The organism is Thauera phenolivorans, from assembly GCF_001696715.1.
Lineage (GTDB): Bacteria > Pseudomonadota > Gammaproteobacteria > Burkholderiales > Rhodocyclaceae > Thauera > Thauera phenolivorans.
In genome coordinates, this window is record NZ_MBFM01000005.1 from 482,512 (window position 1) to 499,841 (window position 17,330).

At 68.3% G+C, this 17,330-nt stretch carries 18 protein-coding genes; 11 read left to right on the forward strand and 7 right to left on the reverse strand.

Features of this window, described 5'->3' with window-relative positions:
• On the forward strand, positions 1 to 821 hold an 821-nt coding region (locus tag BB334_RS15300), incomplete at its 5' end, for an acyl-CoA dehydrogenase family protein (protein WP_068809487.1).
• Positions 822 to 918: 97 nt separating this feature from the next.
• On the opposite strand, the gene BB334_RS15305 is transcribed toward BB334_RS15300, so the two are convergent.
• From BB334_RS15305 to aliA, 6 genes are all read right to left on the reverse strand, one after another.
• Positions 919 to 1,413: a hypothetical protein gene (locus tag BB334_RS15305; protein WP_068809349.1), complete on the reverse strand. Its 495-nt coding sequence runs from the start codon at positions 1,411 to 1,413 to the stop codon at positions 919 to 921.
• A 72-nt stretch (positions 1,414 to 1,485) separates the two neighbouring features.
• Entirely contained in the window at positions 1,486 to 1,680 is a 195-nt protein-coding gene (locus BB334_RS18250) for a hypothetical protein (RefSeq protein WP_068809350.1), read from the reverse strand.
• A gap of 15 nt (positions 1,681 to 1,695) precedes the next feature.
• Positions 1,696 to 2,241, reverse strand: coding sequence for a MarR family winged helix-turn-helix transcriptional regulator (locus BB334_RS15315; RefSeq protein ID WP_068809351.1), 546 nt, complete (start codon positions 2,239 to 2,241; stop codon positions 1,696 to 1,698).
• Between the two features lie 46 nt (positions 2,242 to 2,287).
• Positions 2,288 to 3,925 carry an electron transfer flavoprotein-ubiquinone oxidoreductase gene (locus BB334_RS15320; RefSeq protein ID WP_068809352.1) on the reverse strand — a complete coding sequence of 546 codons (1,638 nt, stop codon included), beginning with the start codon at positions 3,923 to 3,925 and terminating at the stop codon, positions 2,288 to 2,290.
• Between the two features lie 11 nt (positions 3,926 to 3,936).
• A complete protein-coding gene (locus tag BB334_RS15325; RefSeq protein WP_068809353.1) occupies positions 3,937 to 4,710 on the reverse strand; it encodes an enoyl-CoA hydratase in 774 nt (257 codons plus the stop codon).
• An 18-nt stretch (positions 4,711 to 4,728) separates the two neighbouring features.
• Positions 4,729 to 6,363 (reverse strand): cyclohexanecarboxylate-CoA ligase, encoded by a 1,635-nt coding sequence (gene aliA / locus BB334_RS15330; RefSeq protein WP_068809354.1) that lies wholly within the window; start codon positions 6,361 to 6,363, stop codon positions 4,729 to 4,731.
• Positions 6,364 to 6,721: 358 nt separating this feature from the next.
• Between aliA and aliB the strand changes: the two genes are divergently transcribed.
• A complete protein-coding gene (gene aliB, locus BB334_RS15335) occupies positions 6,722 to 7,870 on the forward strand; it encodes a cyclohexanecarboxyl-CoA dehydrogenase (protein WP_068809355.1) in 1,149 nt (382 codons plus the stop codon).
• Here aliB and BB334_RS15340 read toward each other — a convergent pair.
• A complete protein-coding gene (locus BB334_RS15340) occupies positions 7,867 to 8,337 on the reverse strand; it encodes a MarR family winged helix-turn-helix transcriptional regulator (protein WP_068809356.1) in 471 nt (156 codons plus the stop codon). The two genes, aliB and BB334_RS15340, sit on opposite strands and share 4 nt — an antisense overlap.
• A gap of 98 nt (positions 8,338 to 8,435) precedes the next feature.
• Between BB334_RS15340 and badH the strand changes: the two genes are divergently transcribed.
• The 9 genes from badH to BB334_RS17745 all read left to right on the forward strand — a co-directional run.
• Complete coding sequence (badH, locus tag BB334_RS15345) at positions 8,436 to 9,203, forward strand: 2-hydroxycyclohexanecarboxyl-CoA dehydrogenase (RefSeq protein WP_068809357.1); 768 nt, start codon at positions 8,436 to 8,438, stop codon at positions 9,201 to 9,203.
• A 42-nt stretch (positions 9,204 to 9,245) separates the two neighbouring features.
• Complete coding sequence (gene badI, locus BB334_RS15350) at positions 9,246 to 10,028, forward strand: 2-ketocyclohexanecarboxyl-CoA hydrolase (protein WP_068809358.1); 783 nt, start codon at positions 9,246 to 9,248, stop codon at positions 10,026 to 10,028.
• A gap of 108 nt (positions 10,029 to 10,136) precedes the next feature.
• Entirely contained in the window at positions 10,137 to 11,291 is a 1,155-nt protein-coding gene (locus BB334_RS15355) for an acyl-CoA dehydrogenase family protein (protein ID WP_068809359.1), read from the forward strand.
• A 50-nt stretch (positions 11,292 to 11,341) separates the two neighbouring features.
• Positions 11,342 to 12,520 carry an acyl-CoA dehydrogenase gene (locus tag BB334_RS15360; protein WP_068809360.1) on the forward strand — a complete coding sequence of 393 codons (1,179 nt, stop codon included), beginning with the start codon at positions 11,342 to 11,344 and terminating at the stop codon, positions 12,518 to 12,520.
• Between the two features lie 19 nt (positions 12,521 to 12,539).
• Positions 12,540 to 13,289 (forward strand): electron transfer flavoprotein subunit beta/FixA family protein, encoded by a 750-nt coding sequence (locus BB334_RS15365; RefSeq protein ID WP_068809361.1) that lies wholly within the window; start codon positions 12,540 to 12,542, stop codon positions 13,287 to 13,289.
• Between the two features lies 1 nt (position 13,290).
• Positions 13,291 to 14,223 (forward strand): electron transfer flavoprotein subunit alpha/FixB family protein, encoded by a 933-nt coding sequence (locus BB334_RS15370; RefSeq protein ID WP_068809362.1) that lies wholly within the window; start codon positions 13,291 to 13,293, stop codon positions 14,221 to 14,223.
• A 109-nt stretch (positions 14,224 to 14,332) separates the two neighbouring features.
• The gene (locus tag BB334_RS15375; RefSeq protein ID WP_068809363.1) at positions 14,333 to 15,103 is read left to right on the forward strand and encodes an enoyl-CoA hydratase; all 771 of its coding nucleotides are present in this window, start codon (positions 14,333 to 14,335) and stop codon (positions 15,101 to 15,103) included.
• A 2-nt stretch (positions 15,104 to 15,105) separates the two neighbouring features.
• Positions 15,106 to 16,626 carry a 3-hydroxyacyl-CoA dehydrogenase gene (locus BB334_RS15380; protein ID WP_068809364.1) on the forward strand — a complete coding sequence of 507 codons (1,521 nt, stop codon included), beginning with the start codon at positions 15,106 to 15,108 and terminating at the stop codon, positions 16,624 to 16,626.
• A gap of 34 nt (positions 16,627 to 16,660) precedes the next feature.
• Positions 16,661 to 17,330 (forward strand): thiolase family protein (locus BB334_RS17745; protein WP_456300362.1); only part of this gene is annotated, 670 nt, incomplete at its 3' end.

A 17,330-nucleotide genomic window follows, 5' to 3' on the forward strand; every position in this document is an offset into this window, starting at 1 on the left:
AGGAAGCCTGGCTCAAGCCGCTCGCCCGCGGCGAGAAGCTCGGCTGCTTCTGCCTCACCGAGCCGCACGTCGGCTCGGATGCCGCCGCGATCCGCTCCACCGCGGTCCGCGACGGCAACGAGTGGGTGTTGAACGGCGTCAAGCAGTTCATCACCACCGGCAAGCACGCCGATGTCGCGATCGTGTTCGCGGTCACCGACAAGGCGGCGGGCAAGAAGGGCATCACCTGCTTCCTCGTGCCCGCGAACGCGCCCGGCTACCAGGTCGGCCGCATCGAGGAGAAGATGGGGCAGAAGGCCTCCGACACCACGCAGATCCTGTTCGAGAACTGCCGCATCCCGGCCGACTCGGTGATCGGCGCCGAAGGCGAGGGCTACAGGATCGCGCTCGCCAACCTCGAAGCCGGCCGCATCGGCATCGCCGCCCAGTGCCTCGGCATGGCGCGCGCCGCGCTCGAGGCGGCGGTCAAGTACGCGCAGGAGCGCGAGAGCTTCGGCAAGCCGATCTTCGAGCACCAGGCGGTGAATTTCCGCCTCGCCGACATGGCGACGCAACTCGAGGCCGCGCGCCAGCTCGTGTGGCACGCCGCCAGCCTGAAGGACGCCGGCCGCCCCTGCCTCAAGGAGGCCTCGATGGCCAAGCTGTTCGCCTCCGAGATGGCCGAGCGCGTGTGCTCGGACGCCATCCAGGTGCACGGCGGCTATGGCTACGTCACCGACTTCCCGGTCGAGCGCATCTACCGCGACGTGCGCGTGTGCCAGATCTACGAAGGCGCGAGCGACATCCAGAAGCTGGTGATCGGGCGCGCGCTGGCGGGCTGATCCTTCGCTGCTGGCGCGGCGAGGCCGGTCGTTCCCGAAGGGGGAGGCCGGCCTCGTTTTTCTAAGCTTGGGCTTCGGGGCGCGCGCTGCCTGGCGGTCAAAGCCCCGCGCACTGATCTTCCTTGTTCCCCCGCACGCGATTGCCGCCGCCGGTGGGCGCGCGCTGGTTCGATTTGCACTGCAGGTTGCCGTCGACCCGGTTGCGGCTGACCCTGAGTGCGCCGCGGTTCGAGAACAGCTGGATGTCGCCATCGACGTCGACCGACTCGATTCTCACCGCGCCGCTCCTGTCGAGCTGGATGTTGCCGCCCACGCGGGAATTGGACACCGCGACCTGGCGGGCGCCCTCGGCCTGGATGTTGCCGTCGACCTTCACCCCGCGCGCCATCAGGCTGGCGCTGCGCCCGACCTCGATGTTGCCGTCGATGCGGGTGCCATTGAGCGTGCAGCTCCTGCCTGACGGCACCCGCACGTCGCCGTCGATCGACACCCTGCCCATCCTGCCGTTGCATTCGAGCTCGTCGGCGTGGGCGGGCACGGCGAGCAGGACGGTGCAGAGGAGCAGGCTGGCGAAAGGCGTCGTTCTGTTCATCGTCGTTTCCTGTGCTGGGCCCGTGAGGCGCGGTGAAAAGGGGCGGGGCATGCGCAATGCCAGAAGGGCATTCTAGCCGGCATGCATGTCGGCGGCCTCGTCGCCTTCGCCGGTGACGAGGTCCCATGTGTCGGCGAGCGGCCGCCTCGGCGAGTTCGAGGTCTCGGTGACCGGCGCGTCCGCGGCAAGGACGCTGGCGTTGAACTGGATGTCGGTCGGCGTCGAGCCCCCCTTCGGCATCGTCGGCGCGCGGCCGGTCTGCTCCAACCCGAGCAATCTTCTCTAGGGCGACGTCGCGCGGCGGCTGGCTTCGGCCTCAGGGCTGCCGTCGGGCCCGCCGGACGCGCGCCCGGTCATCTTCGACATGTTCCGCTGCAGCAGGCCGATATAGTGGATGAAGGCGACCCGGTCGTCGAAGGAGAGGCCGTCCAGGGCGTCATCGTAGAAGGCGTGGATGGGCTCGGCGAGCGCTGCCCAGAGGGTCTCGCCCCTGGGGGTGAGGCGCACCTTGCGCGAGCGGCGGTCCTCCTCGCCGATCACCCGCTCGACGTAGTCCTCCCGTTCGAGCCGGGTAAGGAGGCCGGAGAGGTTCTGGCGGCTGACCAGCAGGTAGCGTGAGAGCTCGTTCATGCTCATGCCGCCCGCCGCCTTCGGCCGCGACAGGGCGCCGAGCACCGACCACTGCTGGGTGGTGACGCCGAATTGCTCCAGCGCCTGGGTGCCCTTGGTGTGCAGCGTGTTCGCCGCCTGGAAGAGGCGGAAGAACAGCCGGTTGCCGATCTCGGCGGTGGCGGGGCTGGGGCTTCTGGCGGGTTCTTGCGTCGTCATTCGCGCCTCTTAGGTGCAATTCGGGCCGTAGTGGGATGCGCTCCTCTCACATCCCCTGGTAGATCGGCCCTTCGCCGCCCTGGGGCACGACCCAGTTGATGTTCTGGGTCGGGTCCTTGATGTCGCAGGTCTTGCAGTGCACGCAGTTCTGCGCGTTGATCTGCAGCCGCGGGCCGCTCTCCTCGCGCACGATCTCGTACACCCCGGCGGGGCAGTAGCGCTGCTCGGGGGCGTCGTATTTTTCGAGGTTGACGCGGATCGCCACCGACGGGTCCTTCAGCTGCAGGTGGCAGGGCTGGTCTTCCTCGTGGTTGGTGTTCGACAGGAACACCGAGGACAGGCGGTCGAAGGTGAGCACGCCGTCGGGCTTGGGGTAGTCGATCTTCGGACACTCGGCGGCCAGCTTGAGCTTGTCGTGGTCGGCGCTGTTGTGCAGCGTCCACGGCAGCTTGCCCCTGAACAGCACCTGGTCGATGCCGAACAGCAGCGAGCCGAGGTACAGGCCCTTCTTCATGTAGGGCTTGAAGTTGCGCGTCTTGTGCAGCTCGGCGTGCAGCCACGAGGCCTGGAAGGCGGCCGGGTAGGCGTCGAGCTCATCGCGCGCGCGTTCCGCGGCCAGCGCCTCGAAGGCCGCCTCGGCGGCGAGCATGCCGGACTTGATCGCGGCGTGGCTGCCCTTGATGCGCGCCGCGTTCAGGAAGCCCGCGTCGTCGCCGATCAGCCCGCCGCCCGGGAACACCAGCTTGGGCAGGCTCTGCAGGCCGCCGGCGGCGATCGCGCGCGCGCCGTACTGCAGGCGCTTGCCGCCCTCGAGGTGCTTGCGGATCTCGGGGTGGGTCTTCCAGCGCTGCATCTCCTCGAAGGGCGACAGATGCGGGTTGGTGTAGTTGAGGCCGACCACGAAGCCGAGCGCGACCAGGTTGTCCTCGAGGTGGTAGAGGAAGCCGCCGCCGTAGGTGGCGTTGTCCATCGGCCAACCGGCGGTGTGCACCACCAGGCCGGGGCGGTGGTGCTCCGGCTTCACCTCCCACAGCTCCTTGATGCCGATGCCGTAGGTCTGGGGGTCGGACGCCTCGCGCAGCCGGAACTTTTCCTCGAGCTGCTTGCCGAGATGGCCGCGGCAGCCTTCGGCGAACAGGGTGTACTTCGCGTGCAGCTCCATGCCCGGCTGGTAGGCGGGGCCGGGCTCGCCGTCGCGGCCCACGCCCATGTCGCCGGTGGCCACGCCCTTCACCGCGCCGGCCTCGTCGAACAGGATCTCGGCGCCGGCGAAGCCCGGGTAGACCTCCACGCCCAGCGCCTCGGCCTGCTCGCCGAGCCACTTCACCACGTTGCCCAGGCGCACGATGTAGTTGCCGTGGTTGATGAAGGAGTCGGGCAGCAGGCGGTTGGGCGCCTGGCGCGCGCCGGTCTCCGACAGGAACAGCATCTGGTCCTCGGTGACCGGCGTGTTGAGCGGGGCGCCCAGGGCCTGCCAGTCGGGGATCAGCTCGGTCAGCGCCTTCGGGTCCATCACCGCGCCCGACAGGATGTGGGCGCCGATCTCGGCGGCCTTCTCGATCAGGCAGATCGCCAGCTCCTGGCCCTTGTCGGCGGCGAGCTGCTTGAGCCGGATCGCGGCGGACAGCCCCGCGGGGCCGCCGCCGACGATCAGGACGTCGAATTCCATCGATTCGCGTTCCATTTCACACCTCCTCAGCGGTTGGAGAAGCGCGGCTTGCGCTTCTCGAGGAAGGCGGCGATGCCTTCCTTGTTGTCGGCGAGCGAGAAGGTGGCGTGCAGAGTGCGCCGCTCGAACAGCAGGCCTTCGTTGAGCGAGCTCTCGAAGGCGCGGTTGACCGATTCCTTGAGCATCATCAGCACCGGCAGCGATTGCTGGGCGATGGCGGCGGCCGCGGCGAGCGCCTCGTCGAGGACCTGGTCGGCCGGGTAGATGCGCGACACCAGGCCGGCGCGCTCGGCCTCGGCGGCGTCCATGAAGCGGCCGGTGAAGCACAGGTCCATCGCCTTCGCCTTGCCGACCGCGCGCGGCATGCGCTGGGTGCCGCCGGCGCCCGGGATCACCGCGAGCTTGACCTCGGGCAGGGCGAACTTCGCGGTGTCGGCGGCGAACACGGTGTCGCACATCATCGCCAGCTCGCAGCCGCCGCCCATGGCGAGGCCGGACACCGCGGCGATGACCGGCTTGCGGAAGGTCTTCAGGCGCTCCCAGTTGCGGGTGATGAAGTTGGACTTGTACACATCCATGTAGCCCCAGTCCTTCATCGCGGCGATGTCGGCGCCGGCGGCGAAGGCCTTCGGCGAACCGGTGATCACCACGCAGCCGATGTTCTCGTCGGCCTCGAAGCCGTCGAGCGCGGCGGCGAGCGCGTTCATCAGCTCGTCGTTGAGCGCGTTGAAGAGTTCCGGCCGTTTCAGGCGGATCAGGCCCACACGCTCGTGGGTTTCCGTAAGGATCACTGCATTCATCGGGCGTCCTCCGGTGGCTCAGTCGGACTTCGCTTCGCCGAACTGCCGCGCCATCTCGCGCAGCTTGAACTTCTGCAGCTTGCCGCTCGGGGTCTGCGGCATCTGCTCGAGCACCTCGAGGCGTTCGGGGAAGTAGGTCTTGCTCACCTGCTGCTCGGTGAGGTAGGCGGTCATGTCTTCGAAAGTGAAACTGCAGCCGGGCTTGAGCGCGACGAAGGCGCACACGCGCTCGCCGTAACGGCGGTCCGGATAACCGACTACCGCCACCAGCGAGATCGCCGGATGCTTGTAGAGCAGGTTCTCGATCTCGACCACCGGCACGTTCTCGCCGCCGCGGATGACCACGTCCTTGCTGCGGCCGGAGATGCGGATGTAGCCCTCGTCGTCGACGAAGGCGATGTCGCCGGTGTCGAACCAGCCGTCCGCATCCACCGCGTTGAGCTGCGGGCGCTTGAGGTAGCCGGCGAACAGCGAGGCGCCGCGCATCAGCAGCTCTCCGGACTCCCCGGTCTTCAGCTCGGTGCCGGCGGCGTCGACCACCTTGACCTCGATGCCGGGCAGCGGGCGGCCGTCGGAGCAGCCGGATTTTTCCAGCGCGCGCGCCGGCTCGGTGACGGTCACCGCGCCGTTCTCGGTCATGCCCCAGGCGGAACACACGGTAAGGCCCATCAGCTTGTGCGCGCGCTCGACCACCACCGGCGGGATGGGGGCGCCGGCGCACACGAAGAGGGTGAACTTGTCCGAGGTCGGCTCGCCGTTCTCCACCGCGAGGCACATGTCGGCGACGAAGGTCGCCGAGGCCATGCTGAAGGTGACGCCCTCGTCGCGCACGATCTGCAGCGCGCGCTTGGGGTCCCACACGTCGAGCAGCACGGTGGTCGAGTTGAGGATCACCGGCAGCATCGCGAGGTAGCCGAAGCCGGTGAGGTGGGCCATCGGCGAGGCGCCGAGGACGATGTCGTCGCCGCCGATCCCCATCACCTTGGTGTAAGCGTGCAGGTTGGAGAACAAGGTGTTGGCGGTGTGCATCACGCCCTTGGGCTCGCCGGTGGTGCCCGAGGTGTACATCAGCAGCATGATGTCGTCGGGGCCGAGCTCGGGGCCCGACAGCGGCGGGGTGTCGTCGCGCAGCAAGACCTTGTCGAAGCTGTCGTCGCCCTCGCCGTCGATCACCACCAGCTGGCGCAGGTGCGGCAGGCCGGCGAGCATGCCGCGCGCCATCTCCTCGTAGTCGTGGTTGCGGAAACGCTGCGGGACGATGAAGACCTTGGATTCGCCGAAGTTCAGCATGAAGTTCAGCTCGTGCTGGCGGAAGATCGGCATCACCGGGTTGGCGGCGGCGCCGATGCGCGCGCACGCGAGCGCGAGCGCGATGAACTCCCAGCAGTTCGGCAACTGCCAGCTGACGACGTCGGCGGGGCCGACGCCGAGCGCGACCAGGCCGCGCGCGATGCGATCGACCCGCTCGCCGAGTTCGCGGTAACTGAGCCGGATCGGGTCGTCGAGACCGGCGCGGTAGGACACGATCGCCGGCTTGTCCGGGCACTGCTCGAGCGCGCGCTGGAAATACAGGTTGATGGTTTCGTCGCGCCACAGGCCCTGGGCTTTCATGGGCTGCATGCGCGAGGCGAGGAGTACGGGATCGAAGTTCACGTGCAATCTCCTAATGTGGATCCGTTCTGAACCAAGTGACGGCCGGGTCCGATTCCGGCCTGCCGGGCGACACTTCCCGCTCCGTTCGGCGGTGGGTTTTCGTGCGGTGGGTAAAGCAGGCGCTACGCTAGTCAGTCCGATCTAATGTGTCAACTGGTTGCATCAAATAACTGGATTCGCGAATTAGTGGGCTTGCAGATAAATTACTAAGTCGCTGATTTTAAATTTATCAAATGACGAATTTGACGAGCTTTTCTGCTGCAGTGCATCAACAAGTGATAAGAATTAGGTAAAGATGTTGACAATAAATTCGACCATCTTTTAGACTGGCGTCACACCTTAGGAAGGAGAGGCAGGAATGGATTTCAGTCTCAGTTCGGAGCAGCAGGCCCTGGTCGAAACCGCCACACGGTTTGCACGGGAGCGCCTGGCGCCCGACTACCAGGCCCGCGAAAAGGCCGAGCGCGTCGAGCGCGAACTCATCGAGGAAATGGGCGGGCTCGGCTTTCTGGGGCCGGAGCTGCCCGAGGAAGCCGGCGGGCTCGGTCTGGATTGCGTCACCAGCGGCCTGCTGCTCGAGCAGATCGCCTACGGCGACTTCAACGTTTCCTACGTGAATCTGCTCGCCTCGTTGTGCGGCCAGATCGTCGCCACCCACGGCCGCTCGCAGGCCGCGCGCGACTGGCTGGCCGAGGTCGTCGCCGGCACCAAGGCGATCGCGATCGCCCTCACCGAGCCGAGCGCCGGTTCGGACGCCGCGCGGCTCAAGCTGAAGGCGGTGCGCGACGGTGACGAGTTCGTGCTGACCGGGGAGAAGACCTCGATCTCGATGGCCACCCAGGCCGACGTCGCGGTGGTGTTCGCCCGCACCGGCACCGAGGCCGACGGCGCGCGCGGCATCAGCGCCTTCCTCGTGCCGATGGATCTGCCGGGCGTCACCCGCACCACCTTCGACGACATCGGCACGCGGCCGGTCGGGCGCGGTTCGATCTTCTTCGACGGCGTGCGCGTGCCGGCGGACATGATGCTCGGCGACGAGGGTCAGGGCTTCGTGCAGGTGATGCAGGGCTTCGACTACAGCCGCGCCCTGATCGGCCTGCAGTGCATGGGCGTGGCGCGCGCCTCGCTCGACGAGACCTGGCGCTACGTGCAGGAGCGCGAGGCCTTCGGCAAGCCGATCGGCGAATTCCAGGGCGTGAGCTTCCCGCTCGCCGAGGCGGAGACGATGTACGAAGCCTGCCGCCTGCTGTGCCTGCGCACGCTGTGGCTGAAGGATCAGGGGCTGCCGCACACCGCCGAGGCGGCGATGTGCAAGTGGTGGGGGCCCAAGCTGGCCTGCGAGATCATCCACCAGTGCCTGCTGACCCACGGCCACGGCGGCTACGCGAGCGACTACGACTTCGGCCAGCGCTACCGCGACGTCATGGGCCTGCAGATCGGCGACGGCACCGCGAACATCATGAAGATGATCATCGGCCGGCAGAAGATCGCCCAGTACCGCATCTAGAGCTTGGCCATGTTCTTCTGCAGCAGGCCCAGGTAGTGGATGAAGGCGAGGCGGTCGTCGAAGGAAAGGCCTTGCAGCGCGCGGTCGTAGAAGTCGTGGATCGGGTCGGCGAGCGCCTCCCACAGGGCTTCGCCACGCGCGGTGAGCCTGACCCTGCGGGCGCGGCGGTCATCCTCGCCGGTGACGCGCTCGATGTAGCCGTCGCGCTCGAGGCGGGTGAGCAGGCCGGCCAGGTTCTGCCGGCTCACCAGCAGGTACTGCGAGAGATCGCCGACCCGCATCCCGCCGCTCGCCTGGGGGCGCGAAAGGGCGCCGAGCACCGACCACTGCTGGGTGGTGACGCCGAAGTCGTCGAGCGCCTGGGTGCCCTTGGTGTGCAGCGTGTTCGCGGCCTGGAACAGGCGGAAGAACAGGCGATTGTTGATTTCGATGGAGGCTGCGCTCTTTTCGGCAGTGAGGTCTTTCATCGAGCTGAGGGGCGGGATGGATCGAGCCCTATTGAAGCGCGAAGCCCGGCCTGAAGGCAATGGGCGGAGCCCGAAGGTATTTCAAAGGAGAGGCGAACATGAAGGGACTCAAGGACAAGGTTGTCATCGTGACCGGCGGCGCCGGCGGCATCGGCGCGGCGGTCTGCCGTCGCTTCGGCGAGGCGGGCGCGCAGGTGGCGGTGTTCGACATCAACCAGGACGCGGCGGAAAAGGTGGCGGGCGAGATCCGCGACGCCGGTGGCAAGGCGCAGGCCTTCGGGGTGGATCTGACGAGCCAGGAATCGGTGGTCGCGGCGGTGAATGCGGCCGAGGCCGCGCTGGGCCCGACCGACGTGCTGGTCAACAACGCTGGTTGGGATCACGCCGCGCCCTTCCTGAAGACGGACAAGCCGCTGTGGGAAAAGATCGTCGCGGTGAACCTGTACGGCGCGCTCTACATGCACCACGCGGTGCTGCCGGGCATGTCGGCGCGCGGCCGTGGTCGCGTGGTCAACGTGGCCTCCGACGCCGCGCGCGTCGGCTCCTCGGGTGAAGCGGTGTATGCCTTCTGCAAGGGCGGTCTGGTGGCGTTCTCCAAGACCATGGCGCGCGAACTGGCGCGCAAGCAGATCAACGTCAACGTCGTCTGCCCCGGCCCCACCGACACCGCGCTGTTCCGCGACTTCGCCGGCGAAGGCGAGAAGGGCGAGAAGCTCAAGGACGCGCTCACCAAGGCCATCCCCTTCGGCCGTCTTGGCCAGCCCGACGACCTGCCCGGCATCATCGCCTTCCTCTCCAGCGACGAGGCTTCGTTCATCACCGGCCAGATCATCAGCGTCTCCGGCGGCCTGACGATGGCTGGCTGAGCCAGTCCTGTCTTCAAGACTCACATTCAAGGAACCGAGAAAATGGAATATCAGGACATCCTCTACACCAAGGCCGACGGCATCGCGACCATCACCATCAACCGTCCGAAGCAGTTCAACGCCTTCCGCGCCCAGACCTGCGAGGAGATGATCCACGCCTTCAAGGATGCGGACTTCGACAAGAGCATCGGCGTGGTCGTGCTGACCGGCGCCGGCGAGAAGGCCTTCTGCACCGGCGGCGACCAGGGCACGCAGGACGGCGGCTACGGCGGCCGTGGCGTGATCGGCCTGCCGATCGAGGAAGTGCAGAGTGCGATCCGCGACATCTCCAAGCCGGTCATCGCCCGCGTCAATGGCTACGCGATCGGCGGCGGCAACGTGCTGGTCACCATCTGCGACCTCGCGATCGCCTCCGACAACGCCCAGCTCGGCCAGGCCGGCCCGCGCGTCGGCTCGGTCGACCCCGGCTTCGGCACCGCGCTGCTGGCGCGCGTCGTCGGCGAGAAGAAGGCGCGTGAGATCTGGTATCTGTGCCGCCGCTACACCGCGCAGCAGGCGCTTGAAATGGGTCTGGTGAACGCCGTCGTGCCGCAGGCCGAGCTCGACGCCGAAGTGAAGAAGTGGTGCGACGAGATCGTCGAGAAGAGCCCGACCGCGATCGCGCTGGCGAAGAAGTCCTTCAACGTCGATACCGAGATGATCCGCGGCATGGGCGGCCTGGCGATGCACGCGCTCAAGCTCTACTACGAGACCCCGGAATCGGCCGAGGGTGGCAACGCCTTCCGCGAGAAGCGCAAGCCCGAGTTCCGCAAGCACCAGAAGTAAGGCAGCAAGGCGGTACGGCGCGGCAGGAGACTTCCCTCCCCCTCACTCGCGCCGCGCCGCGACCTCCTGCTTCCACATCCACACCCACCGCCACGGAGACAGACAAGAATGATCCGCGACCAGGAAACACTGAACATCTTGCTGGACACGATTTCGCGCTTCGTGCGCGAACGCCTGGTGCCGGCCGAAAACATCGTCGCCGAGACCGACCGCATTCCCGACGACATCGTCGCCGAGATGAAGGAGCTGGGCCTGTTCGGTCTGTCCATCCCCGAAGAGCATGGCGGCATGGGACTGACGATGGAAGAGGAGGTGCTCGCCACCTTCGAGATCGGACACACCTCACCGTGCTTCCGCTCGCTGTTCGCGACCAACAACGGGATCGGCGGCCAGGGCATCGTGATCGACGGCACGCCCGAACAGAAGGCCCATTACCTGCCCAAGCTGGTCACCGGCGAGTACATCGGTTCCTTCGCGCTGACCGAGCCGGACAGCGGCTCTGATGCCGCCAGCCTGCGCACCACCGCAGTGCGCGACGGCGACTTCTACGTGCTCAACGGCACCAAGCGCTACATCACCAACGCCCCCGAGGCCAGCATCTTCACCGTGATGGCGCGCACCGATCCGGCCCAGAAAGGCGCCGGAGGCATTTCGGCCTTCATCGTCGAGCGCGGCACCCCGGGCCTGTCCCTGGGCAACCCGGACGAGAAGATGGGCCACAAGGGCTCGCACACCTGCGACGTGATCTTCGAGAACTGCCGCGTGCCGGCCGCCAACCTGATCGGCGGACGCGAAGGCATCGGCTTCAAGACCGCGATGAAGGTGCTCGACAAGGGCCGCATCGCGATCGCCGCGATCTCGGTCGGCGTCGCCGAGCGCATGCTGGAAGACGCGCTCCGCTACGCTTGCGAGCGCAAGCAGTTCGGCAAGCCGATCGCCGAGTTCCAGCTCATCCAGGCGATGCTGGCCGACAGCAAGGCCGAACTCTACGCCGCGCGCTGCATGGTGCTCGACGCCGCCCGCCGCCGCGACCAGGGCCTGGACGTGGGCACCGAGGCCTCGTGCGCCAAGATGTTCGCCTCCGAGATGTGCGGCCGCGTGGCCGACCGCGCGGTGCAGATCTTCGGCGGCGCCGGCTACCTGTCCGAATACGGCATCGAGCGCTTCTACCGCGACGTGCGCCTGTTCCGCCTCTTCGAAGGCACCACCCAGATCCAGCAGCTCGTCATCGCCCGCAACATGATCCGGGCCCACAACGGCTGAGGTCGTCGCCTCGCCACCCTCCGCATCGAATACCCGCACAGGAGAGACACATGAAAAACGCATTCAAATGGGACGATCCGCTGTTGCTGGACCTGCAGCTCACCGAAGAAGAGCGCATGATCCGCGACGCCGCGCAGGCCTATTCGCAGGACAAGCTGCTGCCGCGCGTGCAGGAAGCCTTCCGCAACGAGCGCACCGATCCGGCGATCTTCCGCGAGATGGGCGAGATGGGCCTGCTCGGCCCGACGATCCCCACCGAGTACGGCGGCGCGGGCCTGAACTACGTCGCCTACGGCCTGATCGCGCGTGAAGTCGAGCGCGTCGATTCGGGCTACCGCTCGATGATGAGCGTGCAGAGCTCGCTGGTGATGGTGCCGATCAACGCGTTCGGCACCGAGGCGCAGAAGCAGAAGTACCTGCCCAGGCTCGCCACCGGCGAATGGATCGGCTGCTTCGGCCTGACCGAGCCGAACCACGGCTCCGACCCGGGCGGCATGATCACCCGCGCGCGCAAGGTCGACGGCGGCTTCAGCCTGTCGGGCAGCAAGATGTGGATCACCAACAGCCCGATCGCCGACGTCTTCGTGGTGTGGGCGAAGGACGACGAGGGCAAGATCCGCGGCTTCATCCTCGAGAAGGGCTGGAAGGGCCTGTCGGCGCCGGCGATCCACGGCAAGGTGGGCCTGCGCGCCTCGATCACCGGCGAGATCGTGATGGACGAGGTGTTCGTGCCCGAAGAGAACGCCTTCCCCGAGGTGCGTGGCCTGAAGGGCCCCTTCACCTGCCTGAACTCGGCCCGCTACGGCATCGCCTGGGGCGCGCTCGGCGCGGCCGAGGACTGCTTCCACCGCGCCCGCCAGTACGTGCTCGACCGCAAGCAGTTCGGCCGTCCGCTCGCGGCGAACCAGCTGATCCAGAAGAAGCTGGCCGACATGCAGACCGAGATCACCCTGGGCCTGCAGGCGTGCCTGCGCGTGGGCCGGATGAAGGACGAGGGCATCGCCCCGGTGGAGATCACCTCGATCATCAAGCGCAACTCGTGCGGCAAGGCGCTCGACATCGCCCGCATGGCGCGCGACATGCTCGGCGGCAACGGCATCTCGGACGAATACGGCGTGATCCGCCACATGGTGAACCTCGAGGTGGTCAATACCTACGAGGGCACGCACGACGTGCATGCGCTGATCCTCGGCCGCGGGATCACCGACATCGCCGCATTCGCCAACTGAGCAGGGAGGAGCGGACGCAATGAAGATTCTGGTCCCGGTCAAGCGCGTGGTTGATTACAACGTGAAGGTCCGCGTGAAGGCGGACGGCAGCGGTGTGGATATCGCCAACGTGAAGATGAGCATGAACCCGTTCGACGAGATCGGGGTGGAAGAGGCGGTTCGGCTGAAGGAGGCCGGCGTGGCGACCGAGGTGGTCGCGGTGAGCTGTGGCCTGGCGGCCAGCCAGGAGACGCTGCGCGCGGCGATGGCGATGGGCGCGGACCGCGGCATCCTGGTCGAGACCGATGCCGAGCTGCAGCCGCTGGCGGTGGCCAAGCTGCTCAAGGCGGTGTGCGACAAGGAGCAGCCGCAGCTGGTGATCTGCGGCAAGCAGGCGATCGACGACGACGCCAACCAGACCGGCCAGATGCTGGCTGCGCTGGCGGGCTGGCCGCAGGCGACCTTCGCCTCCAAGGTGTCGATCGCCGACGGCAAGGCCTCGGTCATGCGCGAGATCGACGGCGGCGTGGAGACGCTGTCGGTGACGCTGCCGGCGGTGGTGACCACCGACCTGCGCCTGAACGAGCCGCGCTACGCGACCCTGCCGAACATCATGAAGGCCAAGAAGAAGCCGCTCGAGACGGTCAAGCCGGCCGACCTCGGGGTCGATGTCGCGCCGCGCCTGGCCACGCTCAAGGTGAGCGAGCCGGCGCAGCGCAAGGCGGGCGAGATGGTGGCGGACGTGGCCCAACTGGTCGACAAGCTCAAGAACGTTGCAAAGGTGATCTGACATGGCGATTCTGGTTATTGCTGAACACGACAATCAGTCGCTCAAGGCGGCCACCCTCAACACGGTCGGCGCGGCCGCGCAGCTCGGTGGCGAGGTCCATGTGCTGGTGGCCGGCGCCGGTTGCGGCGCGGTCGGCGAGGCGGCGACGAAGATCGCCGGCGTGGCCAAGGTGCTGGTGTGCGATGCGCCGCACTACGAGGCGCAGGGCGCGGAGAACGTGGCCGAGCTGGTGAAGGGCCTGGCGGGCGGCTACAGCCACATCCTGGCCGCAGCCACCCCCGCGGGCAAGAACATGGCGCCGCGCGTGGCGGCGCTGCTCGACGTGGCGCAGATCTCGGAGATCGTCGCGGTCGAGGCGCCCGACACCTTCGTGCGCCCGATCTACGCGGGCAACGCGCTCGCCACGGTCAAGAGCGCGGACGCGGTGAAGGTGATCACCGTGCGCACCACCGCCTTCGAGGCGGCGGGCGAGGGCGGCGCGGCCGCGGTCGAGAGCGTGCCGGCGGCGGCCGATCTCGGGCTGTCGGCGCTGGTCAGCCGCGAGCTGGTCAAGAGCGAGCGCCCGGAGCTGGGCGCGGCCAAGGTGATCGTCGCCGGCGGTCGCGGCCTGGGCAGCGCGGAGAACTTCCACGGCCTGCTCGAGCCGCTCGCCGACAAGCTCGGCGCGGCGATCGGCGCGAGCCGCGCGGCGGTCGATGCGGGCTACTGCCCGAACGACTACCAGGTCGGCCAGACCGGCAAGGTCGTCGCCCCGCAGCTGTACATCGCGGTGGGCGTGTCGGGCGCGATCCAGCACCTGGCGGGCATGAAGGATTCGAAGGTGATCGTGGCGATCAACAAAGATCCGGACGCGCCGATCTTCCAGGTGGCCGACTACGGCCTGGTCGGCGACCTGTTCCAGGTCGTGCCGGAACTGACCGCCGCGATCGGCTGAGTGCAGCCGGAGCGAATCCGCCCTCCGTCGCCGGTGCGGGACGGAGGGCGTCTCTGCACATCACGCTGCGGCGCACCGCCTCCGCGGCTCAAACCCAAGGGAGAAGTCCATGGAGGAAGTGCTCGTCGAGCGTCCGCAAGCCGAGGTTGCGCTGATCAGGCTCAATCGCCCCGAGGCGCGCAACGCGCTGAGCCAGTCCCTGCGGCAGGCGCTGACCGCGCATTTCGTCGCGCTGAGCGAGGACGACAGCGTGCGCTGCATCGTGCTGACCGGCGGCGAGCGCGTCTTTGCCGCGGGCGCGGACCTGCGCGCGATGGCCGACAGCTCGCCGATCGACATCCTGCTGCTCAACAACCAGCGCATGTGGCAGACGATCGCCGCCTGCCCGAAGCCGGTGATCGCGGCGGTCAGCGGCTTCGCGCTCGGCGGCGGCTGCGAGCTCGCGATGCACGCCGACATCATCGTCGCCGGCGAGGGCGCGCGCTTCGGCCAGCCCGAGATCAAGGTCGGGATCATGCCCGGCGCCGGCGGCATCCAGCGCCTGGCGCGCACCGTGGGCAAGTTCAAGGCGTTCAGGATGCTGCTCACCGGCGAGCCGATCGGTGCCCGCGAGGCCGAGGCGCTCGGCCTCGTGAGCGAGGTCGTCGCCGACGACCAGGTGCAGGCACGCGCGCTCGAACTGGCGGCGCAGATCGCGGCGATGCCGCCGCTCGCCGCCACGCAGATCAAGGAGGTGCTGCTCGCCGGCCAGGACGCCTCGCTCGAGACCGCGCTGATGCTCGAGCGCAAGGCCTTCCAGCTGCTGTTCGCCTCCGCGGACCAGAAGGAAGGCATGCACGCGTTTCTCGACAAGCGCGCCGCGCAATTCAAGGGAAGGTGACCATGCTGGATGCGAATCGCGAGGATCTCGTGCTGGGGATCGTGGGTGCCGGGCTGATGGGGCGGGGCATCGCCCAGATCGCCGCCCTCGCCGGTATCGAAGTGCTGATGTTCGACCTGCGCGCCGGCGCGGCCGAGGAGGCGAAGGCTGCGCTCGAGCAGACCCTGTCGATGCTGGTGGACAAGGGCAAGCTGAGCGCCGATGAGCGCGCCGCCGCGGCCGGGCGCATCGTCCCCGCGGCGGCGCTGGGCGAATTCGCACGCTGCCACGTCGTGGTCGAGGCGATCATCGAGAACCTGGACGCGAAGCGCGACCTCTTCCGCCAGCTCGAGGGCGTGGTGGGCGACGACTGCCTGCTCGCGAGCAACACCTCCTCGCTCGCGGTGACCTCGATCGCTGCCGCCTGCCGCCTGCCCGAGCGTGTCGCGGGCTTCCACTTCTTCAGCCCGGTGCCGCTGATGAAGATCGTCGAAGTCATCGAGGGTGTGCTGAGCGCGCCCTGGGTGGGCGAGACGCTGACCGCGCTCGCGCGGCGCATGGGTCATACGCCGGTGCGCGCCAAGGACACGCCGGGCTTCATCGTCAACCACGCCGGCCGCGGCTTCCTCACCGAGGCCCTGCGCATCGTCGGCGAGGGCATCGCCGATTTCGCCACCGTCGACCGCGTGCTGCGCGCCGCGGCGGGCTTCCGCCTCGGCCCCTTCGAGCTGCTCGATCTCACCGGTCTCGACGTCTCGCATCCGGTGATGGAGTCGATCTACGACCAGTATTACCAGGAGCCGCGCTACCGGCCCTCGCCGATCGCCCGCCAGCGGCTCGCCGCCGGCCTGCTCGGGCGCAAGAGCGGGCGCGGTTTCTACGTCCATGCCGACGGCAAACCGCAGACGCCGCCGGCGCCCGCCGCGCCGGCGCTGCGCGATGTGGCGATCTGGATCAGCGCGCGCGACGGCGCCGCCCATTCGGCGCTCGCGCAGCGGCTCAAGGCCGCCGGTGTCGGCCTCGATCGCGGCGCGCGACCCGGTGCGGAGTCGGTCTGCGTCGTGCTGCCGCTCGGCGTCGATGCCACCGGCGCCGCGCTCGACGAGGGCCTCGACCCGACGCGCACGGTGGCGCTCGATCCGCTCTTCCTCGACAGGCAGGCCACGCTGATGTGCACGCCGGTGACCGCCGTCGAGGCGCGCGACGCGGCCTGGGCGGCGCTGGCGGCGACCGGCCTGCCGGTCTCGGTGATCCACGACAGTCCGGGCTTCGTCGTCCAGCGCGTGCTGGCGATGATCGTGAACATCGCCTGCGACATCGCCCAGCAGCGCATCGCCACGCCGCAGGACATCGACCGCGCGGTGACGCTCGGCCTCGGCTATCCGAAGGGTCCGCTCGAAATGGGCGACGCGCTCGGCGCCGCCACCGTGCTCGGCATCCTCGACGCGATGCACGCCTTCTACCGCGACCCGCGCTACCGTCCCAGCCCCTGGCTGATCCGCCGCGCCCGGCTCGGCGTCTCGCTGCTGACCCCCGAGAACTGAGCCCGCTACGAAACGAAACACGAGGAGACACCCCATGCTCGACGCCTACCTCTACGGCGGCCTGCGCTCGCCGATCGGCCGCCACGCCGGCAAGCTCGCCCCCGTCCGTCCCGACGACCTGGTCGCCACCGTGATGCGCGAACTCCTGGCCCGCTCCGCCTTCGAGGCCGCCGACGTCGAGGACGTCATCCTCGGCTGCGCCGCGCAAGCCGGCGAGGACAGCCGCAACGTCGCGCGCCATGCCGCGCTGCTCGCCGGCCTGCCGACCGAGGTCGCGGGCCAGACCGTGAATCGGCTGTGCGGCAGCGGCCTGGCGGCGGTGATCGACAGCGCGCGCGCGGTGAGCTGCGGCGAGGGCGAGCTCTACGTCGCGGGCGGCGTCGAGAGCATGAGCCGCGCGCCCTTCGTCGTCGCCAAGGCCGAGTCGGCCTGGAGCCGCGACTTCAAGGTGTTCGACACCACGATCGGCGCGCGCTTCCCGAATCCGCGCATCGTCGAGCAGTTCGGCAACGACAGCATGCCCGAGACCGGGGACAACATCGCCGCCGAGTTCGGCATCGACCGCGAGGCGGCCGACCGCTTCGCCGCCGCCTCGCAGGCGCGCTACGCGGCGGCAAAGGCTGACGGCTTCTACGCCGACGAGATCCTGCCGATCGAGGTGCCGACCGGCCGCCGCACGCCGCCGATCCTGGTGGCCGACGACG